The 11,094-nt window shown below is 60.5% G+C and carries 10 protein-coding genes and 1 pseudogene; 3 read left to right on the forward strand and 8 right to left on the reverse strand.

Translation table 11 applies throughout. From position 1 onward, the window contains the following. Positions 1–132 precede the first annotated feature (132 nt). From OCH239_RS20310 to OCH239_RS20335, 6 genes are all read right to left on the reverse strand, one after another. On the reverse strand, positions 133–672 hold the full coding sequence (locus tag OCH239_RS20310; RefSeq protein WP_037267077.1) for an AAA family ATPase: 540 nt from the start codon (positions 670–672) through the stop codon (positions 133–135). 330 nt (positions 673–1,002) lie between these two features. Continuing rightward, positions 1,003–2,793: a TniQ family protein gene (locus tag OCH239_RS20315; protein WP_037267079.1), complete on the reverse strand. Its 1,791-nt coding sequence runs from the start codon at positions 2,791–2,793 to the stop codon at positions 1,003–1,005. Beyond that, a complete protein-coding gene (locus OCH239_RS20320; RefSeq protein ID WP_084782729.1) occupies positions 2,793–3,746 on the reverse strand; it encodes an ATP-binding protein in 954 nt (317 codons plus the stop codon). The genes OCH239_RS20315 and OCH239_RS20320 overlap by 1 nt, the downstream gene beginning before the upstream one ends. Then, positions 3,733–5,868: a Mu transposase C-terminal domain-containing protein gene (locus OCH239_RS20325; RefSeq protein WP_051489677.1), complete on the reverse strand. Its 2,136-nt coding sequence runs from the start codon at positions 5,866–5,868 to the stop codon at positions 3,733–3,735. Before OCH239_RS20325 ends, OCH239_RS20320 begins: the two co-directional genes overlap by 14 nt. Further along, entirely contained in the window at positions 5,865–6,365 is a 501-nt protein-coding gene (locus tag OCH239_RS21905; protein ID WP_244430412.1) for a TnsA endonuclease N-terminal domain-containing protein, read from the reverse strand. Before OCH239_RS21905 ends, OCH239_RS20325 begins: the two co-directional genes overlap by 4 nt. 223 nt (positions 6,366–6,588) lie before the next feature. After that, on the reverse strand, positions 6,589–6,834 hold the full coding sequence (locus OCH239_RS20335) for a helix-turn-helix domain-containing protein (RefSeq protein WP_244430413.1): 246 nt from the start codon (positions 6,832–6,834) through the stop codon (positions 6,589–6,591). Positions 6,835–7,002: 168 nt separating this feature from the next. Between OCH239_RS20335 and OCH239_RS20340 the strand changes: the two genes are divergently transcribed. After that, entirely contained in the window at positions 7,003–7,488 is a 486-nt protein-coding gene (locus OCH239_RS20340; protein WP_037267085.1) for a hypothetical protein, read from the forward strand. Between the two features lie 295 nt (positions 7,489–7,783). Here OCH239_RS20340 and OCH239_RS20345 read toward each other — a convergent pair whose 3' ends face one another. Next, complete coding sequence (locus OCH239_RS20345; protein ID WP_037267087.1) at positions 7,784–8,383, reverse strand: LysE family translocator; 600 nt, start codon at positions 8,381–8,383, stop codon at positions 7,784–7,786. A 106-nt stretch (positions 8,384–8,489) separates the two neighbouring features. Here OCH239_RS20345 and OCH239_RS20350 point away from each other — a divergent pair. Both OCH239_RS20350 and OCH239_RS20355 read left to right on the forward strand, forming a co-directional pair. Then, positions 8,490–8,937 (forward strand): annotated as a pseudogene (locus OCH239_RS20350) (Lrp/AsnC family transcriptional regulator). A 173-nt stretch (positions 8,938–9,110) separates the two neighbouring features. After that, positions 9,111–10,184 carry an alcohol dehydrogenase family protein gene (locus tag OCH239_RS20355; RefSeq protein WP_037267089.1) on the forward strand — a complete coding sequence of 358 codons (1,074 nt, stop codon included), beginning with the start codon at positions 9,111–9,113 and terminating at the stop codon, positions 10,182–10,184. Between the two features lie 454 nt (positions 10,185–10,638). Here OCH239_RS20355 and OCH239_RS20360 read toward each other — a convergent pair. Then, positions 10,639–11,094: IS256 family transposase (locus OCH239_RS20360; RefSeq protein WP_037267095.1), on the reverse strand; the 456-nt coding region annotated here is incomplete at its 5' end.

An 11,094-nucleotide genomic window follows, 5' to 3' on the forward strand; every position in this document is an offset into this window, starting at 1 on the left:
TGCAGCGAGTATGATCGCTGAGATCTGCGCATCGCTCAACCAGAAAGGATCTGACATGTTCACCGCTCATTTTCGAACGGTGATTCACGCTCTCACAACCAAATCAATGGGTCCTGACCCCAGAGATTTCCGTCAGATTGCCAATTGCGCACAGACAAAGTCGGCGCGTGTTACAATGTCGGCGCGCGGCAGCTCGATGATTTCGTTTCCGAGCGCAGCGTAGGTCTTGCGCATGGCGGCGCAGGTTGCTTGGGCCTCGGCACGGGTCTGCTTGCGTTCGGTGTCTTGCGTGAAGATCGCGTCCCAGTAGGGCGTCAGCAAGACGCGGGCGTTGTAACGGGCTGCATTGGCCGCAGCGGCGATGTGGGGCGGCAAGGGGAGGCCGCAGAGGGTCAGGTAGCCCATGATGTCGGGAATACCTCGGTCGAAGATCACGGGGACTGAGAGCGCCTGTGCGGCGCTGTAGGCGCGCAGGTCCCACTCCAGCATCCGGTCGGCATAGGCGGTGCGATCCGCCCAGGGGAGGGCGTCTCCGCCGCTGGCCACCTCCTCGCGAATGACCGCGCGGCCGGATTCGGGGATCGTATGAAAGCCGCGGCGGGAGAGCTCGGTGATCAGGCTGGTCTTGCCCGCACCGGGGCCGCCCGTCACGACGAAGAAATGGTCGCTCATGGGCCATCCTCGGGTTTGACAGGGTAGGGGCTGCGCAGCGATCGACACGCCGAAAGGCGCGGATCGAAACAGCATGGATTTTCGTAGGGAAAACAGCACCCGTGTGCGCGGCAGAGGCAAAACCTCTGACGAGAAAGGCAGAACTATCTGGTGCTTTTCATGAAGTGGGAATTGTCACAAAGTTCAGCCTCTGGGGTACAAAATTTCCCTTTGATTTCAGCAGCCGAAAATCTCGATGCTGAACCGAACCTGCCTTTTTCGTCAGATAAGTCTGCCTCTGACCGCACATGAAAAAGCCGGCGCAGCGGCCGGCTTCCCGTGAGTGATGTTTTAGAGAACGTCGTTTCGCCTGAAAATCATGTTGGCCCGCGGCCCAAGTGGTAGGGGCTGCGCCCCGCGGTCGAGCTGGATCACGGCTTCGACGCCTGGCAGCCGTCCGCTCGCCGTTGCCAGTTCGACCACCGAGATATGGCTTTTGGAAAACCGCTCCATCGACTTGGCGCAGACGTACCGTCGGCTGCGTCCGCTCTTCAACTCGTCCACATGGCAAGACGTCAGAACGCCTGTGTCCATCAGGCTGCGGATCGTCCGGACGTTGAACCCGAGGATCTTGGCGGCTCGGGTGGGGTGCACGGTCCCCGCGTGATCCGTGTCAATGACTTCGCGCAATAGGGAGAGCGAGACGCCGATATCCGGGAAGCGTGCGGTGGTGGGGTCGGGGGCATACAGCGGAAGGCGGTTTCTTAGAATGATCTCGACCACGCGTTCGGTCGGTATCCGGACACGATGCGATGCTGTCGCAATGTCGAGTACGTCCGTCGCCTCGGAGCGCTCAATGCGCGCCCGCAGCTTCCCGATGAACCCGTCGAGATCGCGCGGGTGATACATCGGCGAGGCATTCTTTTCGTCGAAGTACTTCTCGACCATTCCGGGCTTCGTCAGCTTGGCCATCATGAAACGCTCGACGCCAAGATATCTTCCCGCGTCGGTCGCGTTCAGAAGGGCGTCGAAATCGGTCGCGATGTCATTGATGATTTCCGTTGGCACGTAACCGGTCAGTACAAAACCCTGACCAGAGGCCTTCCTCTCCGCGAGACCCATCGAGGCCAGGCGGCGCGCCAGTTTCCAACCAGACATGCCATATCGCGAGCGCGCCGTCGAAAGCGAGTGGACGTATTGTTCAGGGCAGGGGCGGCCCAGAACGATGGAGCCTTCGGAGATCGGGAAGTTGCGGAAGATGAACTCTCGCACCAGATCGCGGATCACATCGAACTGAGGGTCGTCGTCGCGGTGGCGCAGCCACTCGAAGAACACGCGATAGCGGGTCCGGTAGAGGGTGTTGTCGACCGGATGCGCCCGCTGGATCTCCTTGAGCTTTTCCCGGAAAGCATCTGGTCCGTGACGCAGGACACCATAACCGGCAGTGCCTGCAGCCGCCCATTGCGCTGGCGTCGCTGTTTCTCGCCGGGCTTTCGGGCCAAGGGTCAGCAGAAGCCCGAAGGCCTCGCAGGTCTGCGCCGCGACATGGAAGGGTAACCGGTCTGGCCAAGTGCGCCCCGGACCTTGTTCGACCCTTTTCCGGAGATAGTGCTCGAGGGCCTGAAACTGTTCGGTCGCTTCCGTAGGTTCAGGCGGCTCGAAGCCTGAAACCAGATAGGCCGTATCGAAGGCATGTCGGTTTCCGGAAACCTGGGGGAGAGGAACAAGGTAGCAGGCATGCTTTTGGCAGGTACGCACCGAGGTCAGCTGCCAGAGACCGAAATGGGCCGCTTCTGTCGGACCTGATGCCTCCTGCAGGCACCGCGGACACCCTTTGAATGCTGTGCGGCTGAAGGCGGTGAACTTGATCCTTTCCCGCCCCAGCTGAAACCAGCCCGGAGCGATCCAGTATGGGGTCCAGAGTTGCAGCCGCGAAGCCTCGACCCCGGCCATTGCCGCAACCTGCGTCACCGCCTCGGGCGTACCATTGGTGAGCTGAAGCAGATCCAGTTCTGCATCCGAACAGAGGGCCGAGACCTTCGGCGCTCCGTTGCGGAGTGCCAGGCGACCGGCAAGCGAGGTGGCTGTTTCGCCGTCGTGAAACTCGACTTGAAGCGGCAGTTTTCGGAAGAACGGTGCCATCAGGAGCGATCCCTTGCGAAGATCTGCCGTGGATCGACCCGATAGAAGTCCGGAATGATGAACGGGTTGAAAGTATCGGAGCAGTCCGCCTTGTTCCGATATCCCATCGCGAAGTGGACCATCCCCAAGTATTTGTCTTCCGCAAGAAGTGCCTGTTCGATCGCTAGGCAAATAAGCTTGATCATCAGGCCGAACTGGCGGGCTGCTGCATGGACGAGGCGCTCTACGAACTCGACCGTATCAATGCTCGCTTCGGGCTCGAGGCAGGCCTTCGAGCAGTAGGCAGAGGTCAGCGCCAGAACATTCTCCGTTTGCGACAGCGCTTCAATCGGACCGAAATGTACCGCCTCCATGCGACGGCTGATCTGTGGATCCCTATTGAGAAGGTCTTCGAGCTGGACAGTTCCCGACATCAGGATGCCGACGGGCCAATCACTATCACTCATCATGGTTTTCAGTTCGGATATCGTCGCAATGAGTTCCTTCTCATTACGGTGTTCCGCCAAATGCTGCGCTTCGTCGAGATGGATGAACACGACCTTCTGTTCCCTGACGTGATGGCGAATAAGCCCCCAGAGATACCAGCCCTCTCCGCCGCGTCCCTGCGGATAGCCAAGCGCGGCAATAACCTTGTGCCCAAGGGCCCTGAGGCTTGGTCTGGCGGGCACGTCGAGTCTTATGATCTTCATACCAGGAGTGTCGGTTGTGGTGATCCAGGACTGTGTTCTCGCCAGCAGGTGTCTGACCGCGGTCGTTTTGCCTGCGCCTGCTTCTCCGGTGAGAGTCAGTCCATGTGCTTCACGGTTTCGGCCCGCCGCTAAATCCGCGAAGCGCTTTTGGATCAGGAAGCGGAAGCGCTGCTCGAGAGGAGCAAAACGTTCATGGTGAACGAAATGATTATCCAACTCAGCAACAGCTGTCGCGATCTGCATCGATTTTTCAGGAGTCATCATCGATCCTCCAGGACGTCTTGGGCTGCGACGAGACTGTCGGCGTCGCCTTAGCTATCTCCGGCATGTCGTCCGAGGTCGCGTTTTGGGGTGAGATGGTGATGCCATCTGCCAGCGGATCGGACGTGGGTTGAATTTTCCCAAGCCGCTGCGCGTCTGATCGGATTGCGTAATGAAGAGAGGCCTCGGAGCGGGCGACATCCAAATCGGTCATGTGGAATGGTGTCAGCTCACGGAGCGCGAAGGCCTGGCGGTTCGCCTCGGAAATCCGCTCAATCGCGCGCTGGACCTTGGGCGCATCCAACATGGCGTCCCGTTTGTGCTGGTGCCGGGTCGCCCGCATGCCCTCTCGCAGCTGATCATAGCTGATGCCATCGAAGCCTTGTTCGTTGGCCATGGCCGGATACCACGTCGCGCCAACACGCACGGCAATCCACCCGATGTCGTTCAGGTCAGCTCTGATTTCGACATCCCTGACCGGGGAGTGAAGATAGGCCTCACGCAGCGCCTCGCAGCTATAGCTCAAGCCCGAGAAACGGACGCCATCCCCGCGCAGTTTGCGCTGCATTGGACGACCAAAGGCCTTGCGCAATGTGAGGCCGTCGGGGATCGGCGGTGTGCCATGCTCGGCGACCAGACGTGCCCAAGCAGCGTTCGGAGTTTCCCCTTTCAGAGACCCGTGAGACTGATTGTGATAGATGTCGACGACGAAGGTCAGCAGCACCTTTATCAGATCATCATCGCATAGGCAGGCAAGCTGCTCTGAGGGGTAGTCACCGCGCTGAACCGTGTCGAAAAAGGTTCGGCCAGCAAGGAGTGGCATCAGCTGGTGGCCGAGGGTGCGGAAGAAGGACTCGATATGTCCGCGCAGCCAAGGGACGCCCGCAGGAGGAAGATGCGCAGTATTTCCGAGGGAGCTGACAGTCCCCTGAAATTGCTCCGAACCGAAGGCCGAGCCCATGTCGGTGACCAGCGTACCGATGCCGCCATGGTGATGCCATGAGCTCTCACATCCGGCAGCTGCGGCAATCCGTGTTTTGTCCTCAAAAATATCCCGGAGGGCCCTGATCGCGTCGTCGGAATTCGGTGTCTCCGCCAGCCGCATGGAAACGACGCATTTCGTTGCGCAGTCGATGGCGATGTAGAGCCAGCGCCGTCCTGTCTCGAAGCGCACCTGTCTATCCCGCGGCAGGTGATCCCAGATGCCGCTCAGGGTAAGCAGAGAGATTACGTCGAGGCGGTTCTCGTCCATCTCGACCCGCTCCATGGGGCGCTGCACATCTGGGCCATTGCTGAAGAGCGTGAAGTGAGATGCCGCTGCCGCAATACCGTACCGCTTCGCACGGATGTAAAACGGGTCGGCCAGGTCGAGGCGACGCTTGATGCTTGATGCGGAAGGAATGGCGAGAGGCGGCAGCGCTTGCTCGACCCGGGATCTATTCTCTTCCTCGAAAAGCGCCTGCGTCGACTTGATCGCCTGGGCCTTAGTGGGCCGTTGAGTATCTGCATAGACCTCGATCACCTGGTTCATCAGCCCTTCGGCGTGCGGGCACCAGCGACGGTCCCTGTTTCCAGAGCGTGAGGTTTTCGGGAACAAAGCCAGGACCGAGTATCCAGCACGTTTGTATGCACGTAGCCACTTCAGGGCGGAGGTGCTGCCTGGGGGCTTTCGCGCCACAATTTTCGCCCCGGCACGTTTGCCAACGGCCCCGTACTCGCCTTCCGCCAAACGTTTTTGAGCGATGGCCTGAATCTGCGGGCTATGTCGGACAAAGCTCTCATGGGTCAGGTCGAGAAGACCTTCGGATTTAAGCTGCAGCATGGCAAGGCAGTAGGCTTCGCGATACCGCGCTACTGATTGTTCCGACTGCGTGTAGTCGGAGTACGAGTTTTTACAGCCGGAGGACCGGAGCTGCTGCATCGAGACGTCGAAGTAGCCCGCAAAATAGGTCGTGTCCGGTCGGCGCATCATCTCCGCTAGTTCCTGGTGGGAAAAAGCCTCTGTGATGCCTGGCTGGCCGACACGCTCGAAGGTACCGCCGACATCGTTGATCTCGATCGGTCGCATGGCGACCCCTGCTGCCGTGATCATGTCAGATTTCGAAAAGCGGAAACGCAGGGTCATGCCGTTACCTCCACCAGAGAGGGGCGCGACCAGGCGAGTTTCCGGGCCGCTTCAGAAGCGGCGACCCGGTCGATGTGCTGGTCGGTGACCAGCAGCACACGGTCAGCGAAGGACTTGGAGACCGCTGCCGAGACAGCTTCGAGCTCGGAGGCAAAGTTCAGTTTCAGCGCGCGCTGCATGGGTTTGATCGCGACCGCGACGCGCTCGCCATCCGTCCTCGTGACCAGGAAGTCGAAGACATGTCGCGCGGGGCGGCCGTCGGTGCCGACATAGGATATCGCCGGAGGCTGCTCCCGGATGTAGTGCACGTCCTCTCGCACCAGCATCAGGCAGAGAAAGGCGTATTCGAGCGCACTCTCGAAGTGGATGATACGCGGGCGACCGAAACCTGGCAGCATGGCGACCATGGAGCCACGAAGGCTGCCCTTGGAACGGCGCGCAGGAACACGGGTCGCGTGGCTCGGCTCCGGCCCGCGGTAGATCAGATTGTCTTTCATGATGATTGGAGCGCACCTCACCCGGGCACCGATCCTTGCGGATCAGAGCAGGTGCGGGGCGACATCCCCCTATGTTTGAGATGAGTTTGGCTGCCCTGCCGAGTGATGCCCCGGCAGGTTGACTTTCAGTGAGACTCAGGGGATGAATAAGAAGTCGCGACCAACGACGCTTATTCGAAAAGGCCTTCCTGACAGCGTGGGAAGGTCTTTTCTTTTCCCGGTGTCAGGTTTGCTCGGTTGGACGGTCCTCCTCTGCTGGGTATCGGTCTGGGAAGAGCTCAGCCGGTGTCGTGCCGACCGCGTCGGCGAGGGCTTTCTCGATTTTCGAGGACCGACGCAGACCTTGGCTAACAAGCGTGACCGTCGAACGCAGCACTTCAAGCTCGCGGGCGACCGAGGCGATGGACCTGCCGCGTAATCGCAGCTCCATCTTCAGGCGCTCGTGAGCAGGATTCACCGTGTGGGACATCGATGCTGTAACCATGGTTGCTGGGACTTCGTGATCCGGAGAGAATCAGTGATTAACGAATCAGTCAAGAAGAACCGTTTTAAATCAGGTGGTTAAAAAGTATGGCGAAATTCGCGGCACTACTACTTCGAGAATTTCACCGGAGTTTTTGATCACAGGAGAGGGGCCATGGCAGACCCAAAAAACTATCTGGCGATAGCTGGAGACAACGTCTTCATTTTTGTCGATGGCCACGGGACAGGTGTGCATTATTCAGAACTTCTGGGCCTGATGACGGAAAGCCGGTCCCTAGCGGAGGTTCAGAAGCGGTTCGCAGCCAGTCGCTCCAATCTTATTAGGATCCTGGAGCATTTCGGTTTCGACTTCGATATGCTGCTCAGGGAGCAGTTTCGGGAGGGACATCGAGATACGACTCTCGCAAGGCTTCACCGCGTCGACACGAAGTGGATAGCTGAAAAGAGGCGCTCGCTGGGCTTTGCTCGCGAGAAGGGTCGCCCGCGCGTTGAGTTTTCGCCAGATGAGATCCTTCGGGCGTTTGATACGACTGAGAGTTTTGTGGGCGCTGCAGCAATACTTGGTATCGACCGGAAGACCTACAGTAAGCTGCACTCAAGCGCGTTGAAATCCGGTGGTCCTACCAACCCGACCGTCTGAGGTCTCTTATCGGTCCAGTACGATGTGATGGGGCCGAAGGTGTGCCGGAGGAGGCAAGTTAACCCGGCACATGAAGCTGCCGTTCAGGCAGCGCGCGGCGAACGGCAGTTCGGAGCCCGTTGCGGAAGTGTCAAATTCTCGCTGCGCGCGCTCGCAGCGGAATTTTTGCTGTGACGCGGCAAATCTTTATGCCGCATCGCAGCTGTGGATCCGGTCGTTAGTGCGCCGCGCAGCGAAACCCTCGAGAGCAGTGACCTCAGCGCGGAGGGAGCGGACCCCACCCCAACGCCACTGTTCAGTTGCCTAGACCGAGCACGGGATAGAGCGATGCCACCAGAAGGGCCGCCATGGTGATGTTGAAGACCCTGAGCCGGAGGGCGTTCGACAGCCATTGACGGACTACAGTCCCAAGCCATGCCCAGACCGAAATCGCCGGAAAGCAGACGAGCGCGAACGCACCGGCCACGATGGCAACCGACAGCAGTGAGCGGTCGGGCGCGTAGAGCGTGATGGCAGACAGGCACATCGCCCAAGCCTTTGGGTTCACCCACTGGAAAGTGGCCGCTTGAAGAAAGGTCATGGGACGGCTGTCCGCGTCCCGCTCCTCCACCGGAGCGGCCGTGGCGATCTTGAATGCCAGCCAGAGCAGGTAGCCGACGGAAAGGACCTTCAACACCAGGTTCAGGGCGGGCACTGCGTCGAACAGCGCCATCAGCCCCGCACCTACGAGGAGGGCCATGACCGACACGCCTCCGACGATGCCGAGCATGTGCGGCAAGGTCCGACGGAAGCCGAAGTTCGCACCGGACGCCATCAGCATCAGGTTGTTTGGCCCCGGCGTGACAGTGGCGACGAATGCGAAGCCCAGAAGGGCGGTCAGGATAGCGAGACTCATCCAGCGTACCTCCAGTATTACCTCCAGGCAACAATATCGGCACGAGGTCGCAATATGTCGTCTATTATTCCATTCTAGGATTTCTATGCACAACGATTGTCGGCTCATGGATCTTATAGACCACAAAATATTGCGCGAGCTACGGCGCGACGGCCGGATCAGCAATGTCGCTCTGGCCGAGCGTGTCAGCCTGTCTCCCTCGGCCTGCCTGAGACGAGTTCAAGAGCTCGAGCGAACCGGCGTGATCCGGGGCTAACAGAGTCGTGACCAGCCGCGAGCGCATGGGTCGTGGGTTTGCCGCCTATGTCATGGTCGGCCTGTCCTCCCATACCAAGGCGGCACAGGAGGGCTTCGAGCGCGCCATGTCAGTCGCGCCCGAAGTCGTCGAGTGCCACAACGTAGCAGGGTCCTTCGAATACCTGCTCCGCGTCGAGAGCGCCGATCTTTCGGAATACAAGCGCTTTCATACGGAGGTCTTGGGCACCCAATCCCATGTCAATGCAATCACGTCCTACATCGTGATGGGGTCGCCCAAAGACGAACGCGCCACTTAATTTGAACGAGCGAGACGGCCTTGGTCGCGGGACGAAATTCAAGTGCTGCTGACTGTCGTGGAAGGGCTCGGAGCCGCGGTCCACCACGCCAGGTTTTGGTTCTGGAAGTGCGGGACAAAGCAGGCATCTGCAGTATTGTCCGACGATGGAATGCGCAGCGCCGGGAGCATCGGATGCAGGATCTACCCAAAACCATGAAAGCGGTGGTCACGACCGGGGTCGGCGACTACGGGAAGCTGGACTACCGCGACTGCCCGGTGCCGAAACCCGGTCCCGGGCAAGTTCTGCTCCAGGTGCTGGCCGCCGGTGTCAACAACACCGAAATCAACACCCGGCTAGGATGGTATTCATCCTCGGTCCGGGAGGGAACTCAGGGTACCGGCGACGGTGAAGAGCGGTCCGACGGCGGGTGGAACGAGACGACACCGTTCCCCTTCATCCAAGGAACGGATTGCTGCGGGCGGATCGCCGCGGTCGGACCGGGCGTGGACGAGACGCGCATCGGCCAGCGCGTGATCGTTCGTGCCTGCATGCGCGAGACCGGCTTCGACAGCATGAAGACGGTCTGGCTCGGGTCGGACTTCGACGGTGCCTTCGCGCAATATGTCAGCGTACCCGACGCGGAGGCGTTTTCCGTCGAGTGCGACTGGAGCGACGCGGAACTGGCCTCGATCCCCTGCGCGTACGGCACAGCTGAGAACATGGTCGAGCGCGCCGGCGTCGGCTCGGGCATGCGCGTCCTCGTGCCCGGTGCATCGGGGGGCGTCGGGTCGGCAGTCGTTCAGCTCGCGAAACGGCGCGGTGCCACGGTCATCGGGATCACCAGCGCCGGCAAGCGCGACATGGTTCGGAATATCGGCGCGGACCGTGTCCTGACGCGGGACGACGATCCGCTGGAGGCACTCGGCGCGGAAAGCGTGGACGTGGTGATCGACAACGTGGCGGGTGCGGGCTTCGGGACCATGCTGAAGGTCCTGAGCCGCGGCGGGCGATATGTCTCGTCCGGCGCTATCGCCGGCCCGATCGTCGAGCTCGACATGCGCGATCTCTACCTGAAGGACATCACCTTCATCGGCTGCACGGCGTGGGACGAGAGCGTGTTCCCGAACCTTATCTCCTACATAGAGGCCGCCGACATCAGGCCGCTCGTGTCAGCCACCTTTCCGCTCGAGAAGATCGCGGAGGCTCAGCGCGCGTTCAGCGAAAAGGAACACGCCGGGAAGATCGTGCTCCTGCCGCCGATGTGACCCGGCGGACGGGAAGGGCTCAGTGCGGCCCAATGCTTGTGCAGCAAGGGACGCGTCAAACATGTCGCGGAACCGGACATAGGTGGGCCGGGCTAAGCTATTGATCTTGATCGACGTCGCTCAACGCGCCGACGTTGGCAGATCAGGAACCGTTGTTGATGCTTCCGGCGGCGAAATCTGACTGCGAGCCCAAATTGACTGTCGCGGGAGGTGGCCAGTTCGCAGACGCAGCAATGAACGTCGTGTCGTGAGCGGCCCGAAGCTGCTGCCCGGCTACACGGCGATTGCTGCGGTTACAGCGTGTCATTCCAGCTATTCGCAGCCCCGGCGAAGTCCAGGATCACAGGTGAACCGCAGTGCGGGACCAAGCCCACACGCAATTCGTTGACAGACCACGGACCGCACAGCACCGTCCGTAATTGAGCTATGCGGGAATCTGGGTGACGCGGGCTGATCAAGCGGCGCGGCTTTTGTCGGCATCGCGGCTGGCGACACCGTCGTTGAAGATGATGCCTTCGACGACGAGAGGCAACTGGTTGGCGCCTTTGAGCCTCCGCCATTTCCTGGCCGCGGCCTGAACCAGCGGGAAGACCATGAGTTTTGCGGTCTTCTGAGACAGGGCACCCTTGGTACGGACCGTCCGATGCCGGACGGTGGCGAACACGCTCTCGATTGGGTTCGAGGTGCGCAGATGATCCCAGTGATCGGCCGGGAAGTCGTAGAACGTCAGCAACGCCTCCCGGTCCTTGGTCAGGCAGGTGACGGCCTTGTGGTATTTGGCGCCATACTTCTCGGTGAAGGTGTCGAGGGCAGTCTCGGCTACGGCGCGGGTCTCGGCCTGCCAGATCTCGCGCAGGTCGGCCTTCACCGCCGGATACATCGACTTCGGGACCTTGTTCAGCACGTTGGA

Origin of the sequence: Roseivivax halodurans JCM 10272 (assembly GCF_000521785.1) — a bacterium.
Taxonomy (GTDB): Bacteria; Pseudomonadota; Alphaproteobacteria; order Rhodobacterales; family Rhodobacteraceae; genus Roseivivax; species Roseivivax halodurans.

Bases quoted from the DNA above. Each gene is read 5' to 3' on its own strand.
- OCH239_RS20310 (WP_037267077.1), bottom strand. From the start codon at position 672: ATGAGCGACCATTTCTTCGTCGTGACGGGCGGCCCCGGTGCGGGCAAG.
- OCH239_RS20315 (WP_037267079.1), bottom strand. From the start codon at position 2,793: ATGGCACCGTTCTTCCGAAAACTGCCGCTTCAAGTCGAGTTTCACGAC.
- OCH239_RS20320 (WP_084782729.1), bottom strand. From the start codon at position 3,746: ATGATGACTCCTGAAAAATCGATGCAGATCGCGACAGCTGTTGCTGAG.
- OCH239_RS20325 (WP_051489677.1), bottom strand. From the start codon at position 5,868: ATGACCCTGCGTTTCCGCTTTTCGAAATCTGACATGATCACGGCAGCA.
- OCH239_RS21905 (WP_244430412.1), bottom strand. From the start codon at position 6,365: ATGAAAGACAATCTGATCTACCGCGGGCCGGAGCCGAGCCACGCGACC.
- OCH239_RS20335 (WP_244430413.1), bottom strand. From the start codon at position 6,834: ATGTCCCACACGGTGAATCCTGCTCACGAGCGCCTGAAGATGGAGCTG.
- OCH239_RS20340 (WP_037267085.1), top strand. From the start codon at position 7,003: ATGGCAGACCCAAAAAACTATCTGGCGATAGCTGGAGACAACGTCTTC.
- OCH239_RS20345 (WP_037267087.1), bottom strand. From the start codon at position 8,383: ATGAGTCTCGCTATCCTGACCGCCCTTCTGGGCTTCGCATTCGTCGCC.
- OCH239_RS20355 (WP_037267089.1), top strand. From the start codon at position 9,111: ATGCAGGATCTACCCAAAACCATGAAAGCGGTGGTCACGACCGGGGTC.